We start from the raw sequence: 16,980 nt of genomic DNA, 5'->3' as shown, positions 1-16,980 counted from the left end.
AGGTTTGGGATTTTTGGCAATTGATCAGATCGCAAAAATCGGACTGAGTTCCCTTCCAGTGATCTATTATTTTGAAAATTTATTTAGGGGGTAAAAAATGATCTACGGACTTCCTTATGAATTTGCTGTTGCTTATGAAGTTTGTGAATTGTCAGAAGATAGCTATTGGCAATATGGAATATTTAATTTTGTCATAGATGATGTGATTGTTCCTGCCATCGGTTCAAACTACACACTTCATATGGCGATAAACCATCTAAAAGACAGCTTAGTGGAGTTCCCATCATGCAAGAAAATTGATATCTCCTTGTTTAGTCAGAACAAAGAAATTATGGAATTTATTGCTCATTCACATAATATTCTTTTGGATACAGATGATGATGATTTAGAGTTTCCAGAAATGGAGCAACAAGGAATAGATTTAACTCCTGTAGAATTTACAGATATTGGATTCTATATTTTTTACTATATTACAAATAATAGCGAAGATGAATTTATCATTTATACCTGTGATAGAGGATTGACTGTTACGATAAAACGTTTTGAGAAAAATACTGTCAAAAATGTTATCGAACAACTACCAGAACTTAAAAAAATCTAATGTATATAAGGAAATCCCAGTCGATGTGAATTGTACCCCAAATGTTAGACAATTGTCCGACATTTAAAAGGAGCAATTCATTACGTCTGAGAAAAGTGGCTTACAGGCTAAAAAGTCGCGTCGGGGCGTTATGGGTCGGGCATCAAACCGTACCGGGAAAAATTGATTGTAACTGACTGAGTGCACAGGGAAAATCGGTGTCCGGCGGTCAACTTCGCAATGGAATGTGTTGTTGCGGATAATAATGCCCTTGGCGCAGCAGCCGGCTCGGATCTTGGATTCTGGTTAAGTAAAACACCAGACTGCGATACGACGTGCAAGGCTAATATTGCTAAAGGTATAGCTGATGGAAACCTAATTGTCTCTGCGGGAGGAATGGCAGTAGCCGGTGGTGCCCAGATTGTGGCCGCCACACCTGAAATTGCTGCAATGGCACGAGCTGCACTGGAAGGGTGTAAAGCTGCGCCAACAATTTGTCTAAATAATGCAGGTATTCAGGTTGCAGAAGCATTAACGCCGGGTGGTGTAGGTGCTGCTGGTGTGATCGGTGTAGGCAAAACAGCGGCAGAGGCTACTGTGGCTAAGACGGTAGCAAATCGTGTCAAAGAAAATGTTACTACTAGTCAGGTTGCCAGAGAATCATCGAACTTTGGACAATACAGTAAAGCAGAGGGTTCTGTTCAGGAATCATTAGGAATTTGGCCGCCAAATCGGGGAGCTTATGGTCCTGTTGAGAAAGTGACACTACCAACTGGTAAAATTATTGATAGATATGGACACCCTGGAGGAAATTTCGTTTCACCTGCTGGGGTACCATTTTCAGAAAGAGCTTTGCCTCCCTCTTATGAAACGACTAAACCCTATTTTCAATATAAAATCATCAAACCCATTCCTGATGTTCCTAAATCTAATATTTTGCCTTGGTTTGGACAAAAAGGGACGGGAACTCAGTATGAATTACCGAAACCAGTTCAGTGGTATTTAGATAACGAATATATGAAAAAGGTGGATAAATAAATGACGCGTGAAGAATTGATTGAACAGTTAACTCTATTGGGTGTAGATGAAAATAGTTATTCCTTAGATGGATTGCGAAATAATGACTGTACATGTGTAGTGCAGCAAGAAAATATGTGGCGTGTTTGCTATGTAGAAAGAGACTCCCCTTATATGCTTGCTTCATTTACAACAAAAGAAGATGCCTATGGATTTATACTTGAACAATTTAAAAAGTGGTTGTCTTAAAATGAATCCCAGATCAATCACCTGAGTTGTTGTAGACAACAACCACCTCAGTGTGGAGAAGAATCAATCACACAGTGAGGAACTGGTTAATTGTCAGGGTGATACCAGTTGTCGTGCGACTGTCAGGGATAAATATCGGCAGGAATATGACAAGGTTCAGGAGCGGATAGCAACGTGTTCAGGCGCTGAATCAGTGCGTTGCCGTTGCCAAAGAGCTGCGGGCATTGCAAGGTGATTACAGTGCCCGGATAGGCGAGATTCAGGAAAAAGCCAGAATGCAGGGACTGGATTCCCTCACGCCGGCAGAAGTAAGGGAATGGGCTGATTTACGGGGTGCGATGTCAAATATTGACGCATCACGGAATTTGGTGCTCCATCGTGCCCAAGTCACCGGCGGTTCAGAAGAAACCACCCAAGAAATCGTGAAGATTATGGGACAGACAGGGATTGCGGCATCTGCGGGAGTGGCTGGAGGGATCAGTAAGGCTGGAGCAAAAGGCGGTGGAGATGCTGGAAAAGGCAAGCAATCGTATCAACCGAATCAGGAGATTGTTGGGAATATGAAAGAATTTCTTATTCAACCCGGTTTTGGTACTCAAATAAAAAATAGTATACGAAAAACCAGCCAAATATATCAGGGGCAGAGTGTTTACAAAGCCAATAACAATATTATAAAAGTGATCAAAAAAGATGATCAGCTATATCTTGAGGTTTTTGATAACAAAGGAAAGTTTAAGGCTGTCTTAAACTTAAATGGTACGGTAAACCAAACCAAAACTGATGCTGCTAAAGGAAGGAAATTATAAATGTCTATGCGTAGAATAGCGTTGAGCAATAAAAAACTGCGTGGTATACCACGTAGACTACGTTCATTGAAAATATGGTCCGAGTCATATAGAACCTATTTTCCTGTTATCACTGAAAATGACTATTTTTATGGTTACTGGAATGTAAAAATTCCAGTGCATTCAGCATTGGTACAAGGAAAACAGACAAATAAAAGCATTCAATCTATTTGTGCTCAAGATTTGATAGATGCAGCTTATAACATTTATAAGGCGAAGCCAGACAACGAAAATAATATAAGAATTACTTGTTCCATTGTATTGCCTGATATGTTTTTAAGTGAATTATGTATATTCACATCTGAGGAGTATTTCAATGAACATACGCGTAATGGATATAGTCGGTTTGGTAAAATAACTTTATTGAATGAACGAAGTTTATGCACAGAATGGAACTTACGATTACCCGATGGTTTTTCAGAGCTAGGCGTTCTTAGAATAAGTGAAGATGACGAGGGAAAGCCTTATTATTCTGAACACTGGTATATTGGTGAAGTTAACTAAAGCTAAGAATTTATGCTTTAAATATAAATCTTGGCCAACAACGCCGAGATTTTATATACCCAGTTTGTAAATCGAATCCTAAACATACCCTAGGGCAGATGGATTATCACCGTAATGCTGGGACTAAACCTAAAAATTTTATTGAATTATTTAAGGGGATACGAACATGTTTACTTCCGGATTAACAATGTTGCACTTGTATCATAGTAATTATGGTGGTTAGTTTATTAGTCGAATCCGCCATCACTGCCTTTAAAGTAAAATTCCGGTCTTGGTGAACTACTCTCCAAAATTAAAGATGTAGTTCATCATACCGGGTAAAAGTAGCTTATCAGGCTAAAATTTCGTGTCGGAGAGTTGTTGGCCAGGTGTCAAGCCGCACAATAAAAACAGGATGTAACCAACTGATTATATTTAAAAATAAGACGGAGAAATTAAACTAACCAATATACAATCTAAGAGGTAATTTAACAGGGGTATTTATCCGGCTAACAAGTTATTAGTTTATATACTATCACCTATATGATTTACGTAAATTAACAATCAATCTTTGGATTAAGATTACTATTTGGAGAAATTTTATGAAATGTATTAAATGTGAAAAACCAGCATTACATGAATCAGATTTTTGTGCAGCATGTGAAGATAAAGAACTGAGTGGCATTGGCGGATTTCTTTATTTACCCGCAATAAATATTATCTTTGCAATATTTAGCTCTTTATTTAATTCATATAAAACAATGACAATATTAAACTCTGGTTATGATTTTCCAGGTGAATTACGTATCCTTATAGGATTTGAGTTTATCTGTTTTACAATTATTTTTTGAATTGCACTTTATACATCTATTCTCTTCTTTAGAAAAAAGAAGAGAACACCTTTATTTTACATTATCCTGTTAGTTTTTACTTTATTATTTGTCATCGCCGATTTAGCATTGGCTCATTATGTATATGAAATAAAACTGGATTATAATTATCTTTTATTGTTTTTTAGAACTGTATTTTATGCATGTATATTGGTGCCTTACTTTATTATATCTATTCGAGTTAAAAGAGCATTTATAAAGTAATGATTAAAATCAAACTATTTTGCAAATAACATTCAATAAGAGTAAATGAATTTTTTGTAACTCATATTTATTCGAAAAATATGACCATCAAAACCACCCCGACTTTGTGAATTATTCACAAAAATCAGGTAATTTAAACCATGTCCTCATTAAAGTCTGAGTCCTGTATTTTACTGTACTCAGACTACTTAATTTCTACTTGATTCTTAAGCGAGCGGAGAATAGGAGATAAAAACGGCCCACCTATTCAGGTGAGCCATTTTTACTGTTATTACTTAGCGTTATAGCAGGTTAATCAGGCAAATTTCCTCTTGCCAATTGTGGTATCTGCCCAAGCCGTCGTAATAGCCACTTTTTCCCTGCTGTCCAGCCCTTCGATAAAACCGTTATCACCGGCTGTTGGGGCAAAATTGCTCATTGCCTGAATCAAGGTGTCAACCGCATGGTCTGAAAGTGCCGTAAATTCACGCTCTCCTGATGCATTTTTACGCCCCATCCGCGTCACTAATTTGGCTCGGTTACCATTAAAGTAATGACTAAAGGTGACTGAACCCACCGATTCAAACAGGCTCTGAGCGGTTTTATCCTGAGTACGGCGATTCACGGATAACACGAGATCGTATCCACTGCGTTGGAACCACAGGTTTTGCCAGTCAATATCGTTAAAGACAATCATATCTTCTGCGTTGATATCATTAACCTGACTGTCAATCACCTTGCTACTGACCACAAAGCTGTCTACCCCCGCACCACCCTGGAAGTGGTTCTGATATCCCCCCAAAACCAGTAGATCTTGACCATCACCGCCGTCAAACTGACTGAATTTCGAAATTGCAGCCGCTATTAAGTGGTCATCACCTTCCCCACCATTAATTACCGCATGGTAGCCCAACAGTTTAATTACATCGTCACCCGTGTTGCCATCAATGCGGTTGTCATTACCAAATACCCTGCCAAAGTCATTGCCTTCACCTAGCTCAATCCGGTTGTTATTACCGATAGTTACGGCATAATCCTGACCTTCCCCGGTATCTACCTGGTTGTAGTTGCCAGAAGTGACTACGTAGTCTTGTCCGTTACCGGCATCAATCAAGCCCCCTTCGCCAAAAACAAATGTCTGATCATTCCCTTCCCCCATGAACACATGGTTAATGCGTCCGGCTACCACTGCGGTATCATCGCCATTACCGCCAAACATCCAGTTTTCACGCCCCATCAGAACGCCCAGGTCATCACCTTCTCCACCGGTAAAGATGTTGGAGGTGCCGATTGAGTAATAAACATCATCACCACGTCCTCCCCAGAAGTTGTTGTTATCGCCCAAATAAGCACCGAGATCTTTACCGTCTCCGCCCCAGTTGAAGTTGTAATTCCCTAACGATATATGGATATCGCTATCCCCTTGCAGATGACCGCTGTTACGCAAGAAATCAAACGTTTTTTGCTCCATATTAAGCAGATCTGCGGTTAGATTCTCTTTCAGATTGGTCACTAACGATTTCATCTCTTGTTGTTTATCTTGGCTGAATATCGTCGCAAACAAGTTAGGTAAGTTCAGTGAATTAAAGCCCAATGCACGCTCAGGTTTGTTATTAGCCTGAATATTCCCACTGTTGATGGCGCCCGGTACACTTTTTTCCCGATTTTCATCAGGCGCTTTCTCTTTCAGTCCATGACTGACAAGAAATGATTCAATACCATCGGCACTCATATCGGCACGCTGTTTCAAACCATCAATCAATTTATCCGGATCAGTGAAGACACGTAGTTGCTCACCACCAAACTTGTGAATGACTTCCAGCATCTCTCGCAAAATAGCCAGGCCATCAACCGGCTTACCAGTACGAGCAACAATCTGTCCGTCCTGAGTGTAATCCACACCAAAAATATCCGCTAAAGTGGTATCTGCATTCACACTGGATAACCGACCAAGCAGTTTGTTTTTAAGCTGACGCGGTAAGTCCTGTAGATTGTAAGTAAATGTTGTCTTCGCCAGGCCCGTCGTTGAGTATTGCTGCGTCATCAGGCCAAACAGAGAACCTAAGTTGGTATCCAAAATGGATTGAATATGATCGCCGAACATAAAGTTCCAGCTACCGGTTGTAACCTGAATATCTGCCCCCTGACCACCTACCGCAAAATTGAAGGCTAATTTTTCATTGGCCTGACGAAATTTATCCGCACGGCTCATTTTACTGGTATCAATATTGCTGCCGTGACCACTTAACCATTGGTGGTATTTTTTGTTCAATGCCGCTTCCGTGTCACTTTTCAAACCACGGCTGCTGCGCTCAAGCTGCGAATCCAGATCAACCAAAGTCTTGTAATCCACACTGCTGGTTTGGTCTAAACCAGACATATCCCGCACAAATTTTTTCGCGCCAGACAGCGTCCACTGTTGATTCTGCGCCGCCAACCAATCCCACTCTTCGCCGGAATGAGCAATAGATTTCAGTACACCGGTAATACGAGCAGCGCCATCAAATGGATTAACTAACGGCGGCGTAGGGATGGATTTATCCATCATGACAATCAAGTCATTACTGCGACCTTGGTTGAAGCTGACGTTACGGTTGCCAATAAACATCTGCGCCCCTTCAAATGCCTGATATCCCGCCAGATTAACGCTGTGCTTACTGTCACCATTCCCAATATGAACCATCACATTGTTGTCGCCAAAGGCCAGTGACTTAAAGCCCCCCGTCCCTACTTTGACACCTACGTTCGATGTTCCCCAGTTGATCACGGTAAATTCACCGTCGCCCACGTTTACCTGCATATTCCCGGCGTAATTCAGCGACTGATCCGATTGAGGATTTGAACCGAGCGCTATCCTGTTTTTGCGCTTCCCTGGCGCGGTGAAAATATCATGGTTATTCGCAATTGCCCCTTTGGTCACTGAATCAGCTTCTGTGTACCCCACTTTGGCAAGGTTGATATCGCTTTCAGCTACACCACGACGCAATTTTTCTGTTGTAGTCGTTAGATCACCCTGTTCATTCCAGCGTAACACCAGTTTGTTATCGTCCAATTTGTTAACCCACTGATTATTTTTATCGCGAGTAAATTTACGACCTGTTGCATCAACCGCCACTTCACTGCGACGCGCTGAAACATCACTATGAATGCCCTGTTTATCTAAAGCGGCAATAAAACGATAGGCAAAACCATTCCGTTTATCATCACTAATCAGTGAACAACCCACGATGCTGATACGATCCGGTTTACCTGCCTGATTAAAGTTCTGACTGAACTGTTTTAGTTTTATTGCCAATTCATCAGCGCTATAACCACTCAAGCGAGTGTTATTTTGTGCCGATTCGTTACGACCATGACCAACAATCTGCCAACGTAATTTGCCTGATAATCTGGCAGGATCACCATAAATGACATGATATTTGCCATCAGCATCAAGTTTAACCACTACGCTGGATTCTGGGTGTTTACCCGCCAGATTGATCGCTGCTTTTGCTACAATCGGGTCATTTTCCATTTGAATAATGAGCTGACCATCAAAACGTGTCCCACGATTGTCACTCTTTTGCAGCGAGTTATTCACCACAGCCCGGTTTTTATTTTGAGAGCCGGAGAGCGTCGATACAATCCTATCAGCATATTGTCTCATCAAAGCACCGCTCTCGACATGACCATAAAAGGTTTGTTCACCCGATACGCGATAACCAGAAGCGGTCAATCTTGCACGCAGCTTTTCCCCTTCATGCCCTAAACCTTGATTGTCGGTTAACAACATGATCGGCGTATTGATCGGCAAGCCTTTGAGGTTTTTTTCCACTGAAAATTGTCCATTCATCGCTTTTGCCAATGCCCCAATTATGCCGCCAGGGTTTGGTATGTCATGGGCGGTTATGGTTTTAGTCATACTCGATATTGGCCTGTCGAGTAACAGCCCTGACACCGCTTGATTATTTTGCGCCGCATATCGGGCAAGATCAGCCGCCACCGGCCCACCGACGGAATAACCATGAATGATAATATTACCCGGCTTAATACCGCGATCTTGCACCAAATAGCGAAACATCGTCCGGGCATCCTGATAGAATCCTTGTTCGCCTGGATTACCATCACTACCACCATAACCCCGCATGTTGATAGCCAGCATATCAATGCCCTGATTTTGATAGTGGCTTTGGATATCATGAGCTTGCTCTTCCGCGGATAAACCTGAGCCATGAAGGAAAAGTACGACTTTTTTCTCTGCCGCCGTCGCAGTATCACCTAGTTCAGAGTCACCTTGATGATAATATCCCGTTAAACGTCCCCCTTCGCCTTTCAGGGTGATTTTGCTTGATTTGCCGTTAGCAATCGCATCATTAAGCATGGCCTGTGTTTCATCACTGATATGGCGACGATCTTCTTTAAAACCATGCAGTTCGTTGTTAAAGAATCGGGTCAATGGGTTTAAAGAGGCTTCATCCTGTGGAGAGGTACCATCATCCTCAATTAATACTGACTCTGACGCTCCATTTCCGCCCAATAACGACTGTAATCTTTCCACCAGAGAACCGCTCTGTTCTCTCTCAGAGGTATTTTCTCGATAAAGGTGTTGAGTTTTCTCAAACGCACTATTTAATGCCTGATTTATCCATAGTTTCCCTTTATCTCCGGCAATATCCATCAGATCCCTATAACTGGCGGTGTAGTTTTGCAGTACCTGCCTGCGCTTATCACCGGTCTCCTGCAACGCTTTATAAACCACCAAACTTTCATTAACCGAATGACCACCATCAAATACCAGGAACACCAAAGTATTAAGATATGCCTGCTCCTGCGAGAAAGCGGGATCTTGACTAGCAATATAGTTATTAAGATGAACCATGATATTGGTCGATCCAGATGCCCCCGTCACCACGGAATGCCCTTGTGCTAGTGCGTTACGCTCAAGCGTTGTTTCCCGCCCAGGCGTCAGCACTCTACCTGCCGCCACTTTTCTGCCATACAGAAAATCTTCATATTGATCACCGGATGGCTGGTAAGGCAGTGCAATACCATAATCGTTAGTTTTCTGTTCAGTTAACTTCACTTTATAGGTGACATCCGCCATATTCGTTAACTTACTACTGGTGGAACGCGCCTTATAGATCTCATCCCGATAGAAAATGTCCGCTTCCGCCTTCCATTGAGATAAATGTAATCCCATGCCATCAGTGAGCGACATTTTTACTGCCAGAAACGGAATTTTGATCATTTCAAAGCCGTTATCCACCTTGGTCATCATGATCTTAAAGTTATCAAAGGTCGGTTTTTGCAGGAATGCGGTCAGTTCAGGCACCCGACTGAACCAAGGGCGAATATCTTTTTTAATTTTTTCGGCGAACGCTTGCATCCTGATAGCAATCTGTCCGTCGCTGACGGCTGAGTCAGAAGTACTTTGCATATACAGCTCAAATTCCTGCACCAGAAACTGACCTATCCGCCTGGAGGCGGCTATCGCATCCGGTGATGCGGTTTTTACCAATGTATGCGCTAGCTCAGAATCAAAACGACGGCCAAATAAGTTGTCTATATATTGGGTGGTCGACTTTTCTCTGTGAGCGTCAGCCTGTAATGACAGTGCCAAAGCATGTAATTTAGGATATGCCTGTAACTGGTTGACAGCATCATCAAACAACCGGATGGTTTCTTGCGATGTGACTTGCCCAGTGAGCCAAAGTTCCCTAGCCCGTTTGATCAAAGGCCCCGCTTCCGGGATATTCTCGGCGTCTAATCGGCTCATGAAAACAATAAGGCTTTCACTTTCAGTCTTAGGCGCCTCCCGTTCAGCCATTGAGTTCTTTCGAGTTAAAGGTGTAATTTTCCATTTAATAAGTTGATTAATTTCGTCTGGGGTAACGCTACCTTTCAAACCGACAATACGTCCGGTTCCATCAAATATAACTCGCTGTTTAAGATGTTCAGCATGTTGAGGCGCCACGGTGATCCCAAGGACGCCAGCAGATTCGGCTCGCTGGGCTTGCAAGTGCTCCATCATCCGGCCCATCCTAAAACGGATTAAGTTCACTTGGCTGACACGCAGAGCAAATTCTTTTGGGTTACGCTGTTGCCAATGTGAAAGTGCCTGCTCAAACTGCAACACATGCTCTTCATCAAAATGGCTCATCGTTTTATAGAAAATATCACGTACAGCAACCAGCGCTTTACTAAGCTGCCTTTTCCTCCCCAATGTTCGCACATTAGGATTGATAAATAGCTTATTCCCCTCTTTCAATAAATTAAATTTTGCACTTTCAAATATTGCGGAATCTTTCTGCTCTACCTTGACATCATTCCCCAATGATTCCAGATTAATGCCTGAAATCCGTGGTACTTTTCTGACAAACTTATCTGAACTGTTCGATATTGGCATCACCATATCGTCAGATTGTACTTTGTTGTCAGATCGTGCTTTGACCAACTTTGAAGTAGTTAAAACGCCGGTATTTTCCGCGCGGATACCGGCATTTATTTGTAGACGATCAACCGCTAGTTTGGCGCCATCCAGCGCTTGTAGCTCTTCTTCGGTCAATCCCTTGTAGAATTTTTTTTCAGCTTTCAGTATTAATTCGGGATCAATATAGCTACCGGTTTCCCCTACTCCTATCGATTCATAGGCATTGCCAGACAAACCACTGCCACCGGCACCGGTACGATCAGGTTTGGAATCGCTCTGTTTTGCCCTTCTGGCATCTTCTTGTACCTGAGCAATCTTATTTTCAGCCGCTGCAATATCACGTTTACCCCGATATTTCGCCCCCTGATAGGCGATATTTGCGTCATTTTCCGCTTCTTCGGCCCGTTGTTGCTGCAATAATGCCTCTTCTTTCCTTAACGCGGCTTTTTCCTGAGCCTCTGCAATGTCTTGTTTTGCACTGGCATAGTGCTGTTCACTTTGTGCTACGCCGACTTCGGATTTCGCAACCGCTTCTTTTACTTGTTGTTGATTATCCGTAATAGACCGTTGAGCATTAGCTAATTTTTTCTGAGTAATAAATTTGGTGTAATTCAACTCATCCTGGGCACGACTCAAAAACTGGGAAGCAAACTGCTTACGCCACTGGTCACCTGATTGGCCGCTGTAATTGGCACCGCTGTAGTTGGAATAGTCATTAAGCACCTTCAAACCTTGTGTCATGGAAACCAGTTTGTCAGTCTCCGCCTGCGCTTCTGCTTCTATCGCGTTACGTTGTGTCAGCCCATTTCGGCTAAGTGCTTCCTGATCCGTTAATTCCAATTGGGATTGAGATTTTGCAATCGCTGCCAGTTGTTTCTCTTTTTCCTGTTCTAACAGCTGGCGATCTTTTTCTGCTTTTTCTTTATCGTTTAACGCATTTTGCGCCGCTTTATTCTGCTTCACATGTTCAGTAATAATATTGGCTTGTGGTGAGCTATCTGATTTTGCAATAACGTTATCCAGAATATAGCCTGCGCCGTCACTCAAACCGGTCCCTTTAAACTCAATTCGATTACTGCCTGCTTTTGCTATCAGCTCTAGTGTTTTATTTTGCCATTTCGCTGCATCGCCAAAAGTCGAGAATACAAGTTTGCCGTTCCAGAAAACATCCATACCATTGTCGGCTGAGTAAGAATCGGGACGATTAGCAAAATCAAAGCCTAACGAAATCACCTCTCCCTCAAAACGATTTTGCAGGTCCTGATAAATAGCGGTGTTTTTATCAACATCAAGTTCACTGACTCGTTCGCCATAACGGGTATTATTAGGTCCGTCAGTACTCACTGGGCTATATGCCGCAATATCATTGGTTGATTGCCAATCTAATTTACTTTGCTTAAAGTCGTCATTGACAATCAGTGACGTCTCAGATTTCACAACGATATTGTCTAAGATGTAACTAAATCCATCATCCTGTCCTGTACCTTTAAACTCAATCCGATTAGTACCCGCTTCTGCCATTAAATCGAGTTTTTGAGTGTGCCATATAGTTCGCTGCCCAGAAGTTGAGAATACCTGCTTACCATTCCACAACACCTTTATTCCATTGTTATTCAGATCATTACCCATCATTTCTGAATGACTCATAAAATCAAAAGTCAGTGAAACTACTTCTCCTTCAGACAAATTTTGTAATTCCTGCCAAATTACGGTGTTTTTATCAACATCAAATTTACTGACTCGTTCACCATTACCAGTATTATCAAGACCATAAACACTTGCCGGGTTATATGCCTCCATATCATTGGTTGATTGCCATCCCAACTCACCTTGTTCAAAGTCACCATTGACGAGCAGATTTTCATTCTGATCCGACTCCGATCTCGTTTTTTGACTCAAAGCACCTTCTATTGAACTGACGTCAGGCGTCTCCACGGCTGTTATAGCACCATTGAGACGATGGTTTAAATTTGAACTTACTGGCGAAATTTCATCCATTTGAAAGCCATCAATGGCAGATACTTTCGCTAAATTAATCGCGCCTCTGCCTTCATGGGTGCCCGACGTGTTAGCTTCCTCCCCATGAACCAAATAGTTGATTGCCTGACTGCCTCCCACTCCGAGTACAGTCTGTTTGATATTGTCGAAGAAAGAAGCAAGCTTGTTACTTTCTGTATTACTCGATGCAACAGCCAAGCTGTAAAAATCACCATTACCAATCTTAACCACCGCGTTATTACGTGCATAAGAGGCATTGATACCCAGACCATCACCAACATGAATATTGGCATTGCCTTTACCCTTCATGACCGCAACATTGAGACCATCCCCAACTTTGGTATTGACGTTATATTTCCCCCACGCCACGTTAACCGAAACACCATTACCTACATGAGTGTTAATGTTAGCGTCACCATGAGCAGCAATGACATTTAAGCCATTGCCTACTGTCGTCGTGACGTTAGCTTTCCCTTTTGCCGCCGTCACCTGCATACCATCACCCACTTTGGTAATGACATTGCCTTCACTCCATAAGGCATTAAAGCTGTCGCCCTTACCCACCTGAGTAACAATGTTAGCCTTGCCTTTAGCCAGCACTACATTGCGTCCATCTCCTACTCTGGTGATAACGTTGGCTTCACCCCAGGCGCCGGTGTAGTCATCACCGTTACCCACATGGGTAATGGTATTGGCATCCCCCTGCACCACCGTGACTTCCTGTCCATTCCCCACTTTGGTAATGATGTTGGCTTTCCCTTTCGCGAAGTTGTAACGGTCGCCATTTCCCACTTGGGTCAGGATATTCGCGTCCCCCCAAACCGCATTCACTCCGGCGCCATCGCCAATTTTGGTGATAAGATTGGCTTTACCTTTAGCAAAACCCACTGTCGTCCCCTCGCCGACATGGGTCATCACATTACCCACATCGGAAATAAGCAGACCGACCGTGGTACCATCTCCTACTTTGGTCAGAATATTGCCTTTGCCAAGCAGGATACCGGCGGTCGTCGCGTCGCCGACATGCGTAATAACATTCGCTTTCGCCGCCGCAACCACCCCCATAAAATCATCACCCACTTTGGTGACAATATTGGCCTCACCCAGTGCCAACACACCGGTTAAACCCTTCCCGACATGGGTCATCAGATTGGCTTTACCAAACATGGCCGCCAGTGTCGTACCCTTACCGACTTTGGTCATCACGTTCAGTTCACCGGCAAACAAACCGATACTGGCGCCATCACCCACATGCGAATAGATATTGGCTTTCCCGATCATTAAGGCGGCGGTCAGATCATTACCGACTTTGGTCAGCACATTGGCGCCTCCAATCATGGCCGCGAAGGTATTGCCATCCCCCACATGGGTAAAGATATTGGCTTTGCCGACCATCGCCGCCAGAGTCATGCCATGACCCACTTTCGTGGCGATATTGCCCTTCGCCAGCATCAGCGCAACAGTTGTGCCATCCCCAATATGAGTAAACACATTGCCCGCGGCTACCATCAATGCCAGAGCGTTACCGTCACCCACTTTGGTAAAGACGTTCACCACTCCCCCCATTAACGCCCACGCATCCCCTTTGCCGACATGGGTAAACAGGTTGCCCGCGCCAATCATGGCGGCAATCGATGTCCCCTCCCCAACTTTGGTGAAGATATTGCCTGCGGCGGCCATCACGCCCAGTGTCAAACCGTCGCCAACATGAGTCAACACGTTGCCGACGCCGAACATGATGCCGGTCGTGTCACCCTTGCCGACTTTGGTTAAGACATTAGCGCCACCGAGCATAACGCCGGTGGTATTGCTGTCGCCGATATGCGTGAGGACGTTCGTACCGCCCCCCATTACCGCCAACGCATTGCCTTTCCCTTTCTTGGTCAAAATGTTGGCACCGCCCAACGCAATGGCGGTAGTGTCGGCTGTTTCGCTCTCATCACTAAGATGGGTGATAATATTGGCGCCGCCGAACATACCGGCAACCAGATCTCCCGCACCGAGTTTAGTCAGTACGTTAGCACCGCCCAAAAGTACAGAGGAGATATCCCCGGTTCCCGCCTGAGTGATGACGTTAAAACCACCCGCACCGAACCAGTTGCCATTGCCATTACCGATTTGGGTATGGGTGTTGTACCCGCCCAACATCAGCACCCGGCTGTTACCGTTGCCTTTGTGAATTGAAATATTGCCATAAGCCAGAAGGTGGGCCAGATATCGTCCATCTCCGACTCGCACAAGGACATTTGCTGCGCCGCCGGCGTCAATATCCATTTCTCCATGCTGGCTTTGGTGAATAAGGACATTGGCTAAACCGGCACCACGGAACAATAGATCGCCCTGTTCACCGTTTTTCACAATCACATTAGCACCACCACCCCCGTCAAAATAGGTATTACCGAATGTTGAACTGTGCAAAATAATGTTAGCTGCCCCCGCTCCGGTAAAATTAATATTACCGTGCGTGATATTGGATGTAATAATGTTTCCACCACCCGCACCGTTGAAATAAATATTACCGGAGCTATTACCGCCATTTCTTGATGATTTAATAAGATCTTGCTCAGAATAACCTTCAAGATCAGTTAAACGATCAGTAATATCATCTATTACATTTAAATCATAGTGAACCTGACTTAACGTATAACCAGCCCCTATTGTTCTATAACCACCAGGATAGGAAAGATTTTCATCAGCTAAACGACCGGTATGGTCACCTGTTTTATACCAAGATCTTGCAATATATTTCAGCTTCCCTGTTTCATAATCATTCGCCAACTTAACCTCAACCACTTTGGTATAAGGAGCCAGAAATGTTGCATATACATAAGTATTCGGTTGTTCGTTTGATTTTACCGGAGAGACATCTATTTTCAGTCCATTAGAAGAGATCGCATATCCTCCTATTTTGGCCCTGCCCAGTGTGACATCTTCCGCCTTAATGTTGGCGCCGCCAGCATAATTTACCCATTTATCGGTTAATAATACCTCCTCAACACCTTGTATCCTGGTTTCTTGTCGATATATAAGGTTAATATTGGCAAGCGTAATAGCACCTTCCCATTTAACCGGGATAAATCCATTATTTACATTGATATTTTCTTTGGCAATATCCTTAAGATGATTACCTTCCTTATACCAACAAGTGGCATAATAACGGAGCTTACCAGTATCAGGATCATTTTGTAGCCGTACAGCGACAACTTTAGTATTAACATTATTGGCAAAGGCAAAGAGATAAGTATCAGGCTCTACTGCGGATTTAATTGCTTTAACTTGCTGAGGTTGTTGAATCCAGCTTCCCTCCATTGTTGCTGATGTCATAACAATATCTTTAGCCTGAGCAAATTCTATTTCATTTTCCGTACCTGCTCGGGTAATTTCATTATAAGCCCCTGCGCCCGTAAAATGAATATTACCGTGGGCGACATCAGAATAGAGTTTGTTATAACCACCCACGCCTTCAAAAGTAATATCGCCCTGTGTCTGTCCATACCCATCTTCACTATAGCGTATACGTTCAATACGATTCGCTGCCCCCGCTCCGTCCAAGGTAATATCACCTTTTCTACCTCTACGTACGACATAATTATCAGCACCAACCCCATTCAAAATGATGTCACCGCTTTCTATCCGCGAGTCGATACTATTTGCCGCGCCTGCGCCGTTAAATGTCACATCGCCTTGAGTGCCTTCATAATGATTATACCAAGTACGGTCAATTTTATTAGCCACTCCTGCACCGGCAAAATAGACATCTCCCTGATCAGTTTCATGCCATAATTTATTGTATCCGCCAGCGCCTTTAAAACTTATATCTCCAGATAAGCCTTTACGAGTCAGTTTGTTATAACCAGCAGCACCCGAATAATATAAATCTCCCGTTTCACCCGTGTGATCAATAAAAGCCGCACCTGATGCACCGGCAAATGACAGACCGCCATTTCCCGTTTTGCTAATACCGGTATAACCTGAAGCCCCCTTTACTGAAAGTTTACCATTTGTATGATATACATCAACTTTTAATGAACCAACCGTAACATCATCATCTCCGCCATAAGCATAAACTTCACCACCGACACCAATAGCAGTAATACTGTTGCCGTCATTATCGTCATAATATTTCCCAGTAAAGAAGTACTCAGTACTTCTATTTGATGATTTTCCCATAAATAGCCCTTTAATTTATTATTGAGGTTAAGCAGAAAACCACTGCACCTAACGGATAGGGCAGTTATTTTGAATATTCAAGTTCTCATCTTCTGAATTTTTAATAGCAGAAAATTAAATAAAGGATAAAACCGCTATTAAAATTAACATCAGATA

The 16,980-nt window shown here is 43.2% G+C and carries 9 protein-coding genes; 8 read left to right on the top strand and 1 reads right to left on the bottom strand.

Annotated features, from left to right (window positions below; genetic code table 11):
• The first annotated feature begins 97 nt into the window (after positions 1–97).
• The 8 genes from Phpb_RS15410 (at position 98) to Phpb_RS27570 (ending at position 4,268) form a co-directional block, all read left to right on the top strand.
• Positions 98–601 carry an immunity 42 family protein gene (locus Phpb_RS15410; RefSeq protein ID WP_065391095.1) on the top strand — a complete coding sequence of 168 codons (504 nt, stop codon included), beginning with the start codon at positions 98–100 and terminating at the stop codon, positions 599–601.
• Positions 602–820: 219 nt separating this feature from the next.
• Positions 821–1,618, top strand: coding sequence for a TNT domain-containing protein (locus Phpb_RS15405; protein ID WP_065391094.1), 798 nt, complete (start codon positions 821–823; stop codon positions 1,616–1,618).
• Positions 1,619–1,846, top strand: coding sequence for a hypothetical protein (locus Phpb_RS15400; RefSeq protein WP_065391093.1), 228 nt, complete (start codon positions 1,619–1,621; stop codon positions 1,844–1,846).
• 52 nt (positions 1,847–1,898) lie between these two features.
• On the top strand, positions 1,899–2,081 hold the full coding sequence (locus tag Phpb_RS26945) for a hypothetical protein (RefSeq protein WP_240492567.1): 183 nt from the start codon (positions 1,899–1,901) through the stop codon (positions 2,079–2,081).
• Positions 2,082–2,184: 103 nt separating this feature from the next.
• Positions 2,185–2,652 (top strand): hypothetical protein, encoded by a 468-nt coding sequence (locus Phpb_RS26940; protein ID WP_240492566.1) that lies wholly within the window; start codon positions 2,185–2,187, stop codon positions 2,650–2,652.
• Complete coding sequence (locus Phpb_RS15390) at positions 2,653–3,195, top strand: DUF3916 domain-containing protein (RefSeq protein WP_082302602.1); 543 nt, start codon at positions 2,653–2,655, stop codon at positions 3,193–3,195.
• A 581-nt stretch (positions 3,196–3,776) separates the two neighbouring features.
• Positions 3,777–4,025: a hypothetical protein gene (locus tag Phpb_RS24555; protein ID WP_065391092.1), complete on the top strand. Its 249-nt coding sequence runs from the start codon at positions 3,777–3,779 to the stop codon at positions 4,023–4,025.
• On the top strand, positions 4,026–4,268 hold the full coding sequence (locus Phpb_RS27570; protein ID WP_082302601.1) for a DUF2569 family protein: 243 nt from the start codon (positions 4,026–4,028) through the stop codon (positions 4,266–4,268).
• A 295-nt stretch (positions 4,269–4,563) separates the two neighbouring features.
• On the opposite strand, the gene rtxA is transcribed toward Phpb_RS27570, so the two are convergent.
• Positions 4,564–16,824 (bottom strand): MARTX multifunctional-autoprocessing repeats-in-toxin holotoxin RtxA, encoded by a 12,261-nt coding sequence (gene rtxA, locus Phpb_RS15380; RefSeq protein ID WP_065391091.1) that lies wholly within the window; start codon positions 16,822–16,824, stop codon positions 4,564–4,566.
• Positions 16,825–16,980 lie beyond the last annotated feature (156 nt).

The organism is Photorhabdus namnaonensis (genome assembly GCF_001684335.1).
GTDB classification, from domain to species: Bacteria; Pseudomonadota; Gammaproteobacteria; order Enterobacterales; family Enterobacteriaceae; genus Photorhabdus; species Photorhabdus namnaonensis.
Note: the sequence above shows the minus strand (reverse complement) of the source record. Positions and strands in the feature narration are given on the sequence as shown.

Bases quoted from the DNA above. Each gene is read 5' to 3' on its own strand.
- Phpb_RS15390 (WP_082302602.1), top strand. From the start codon at position 2,653: ATGTCTATGCGTAGAATAGCGTTGAGCAATAAAAAACTGCGTGGTATA.
- Phpb_RS24555 (WP_065391092.1), top strand. From the start codon at position 3,777: ATGAAATGTATTAAATGTGAAAAACCAGCATTACATGAATCAGATTTT.
- rtxA (WP_065391091.1), bottom strand. From the start codon at position 16,824: ATGGGAAAATCATCAAATAGAAGTACTGAGTACTTCTTTACTGGGAAA.
- Phpb_RS26940 (WP_240492566.1), top strand. From the start codon at position 2,185: ATGTCAAATATTGACGCATCACGGAATTTGGTGCTCCATCGTGCCCAA.
- Phpb_RS15405 (WP_065391094.1), top strand. From the start codon at position 821: ATGGAATGTGTTGTTGCGGATAATAATGCCCTTGGCGCAGCAGCCGGC.
- Phpb_RS15400 (WP_065391093.1), top strand. From the start codon at position 1,619: ATGACGCGTGAAGAATTGATTGAACAGTTAACTCTATTGGGTGTAGAT.
- Phpb_RS15410 (WP_065391095.1), top strand. From the start codon at position 98: ATGATCTACGGACTTCCTTATGAATTTGCTGTTGCTTATGAAGTTTGT.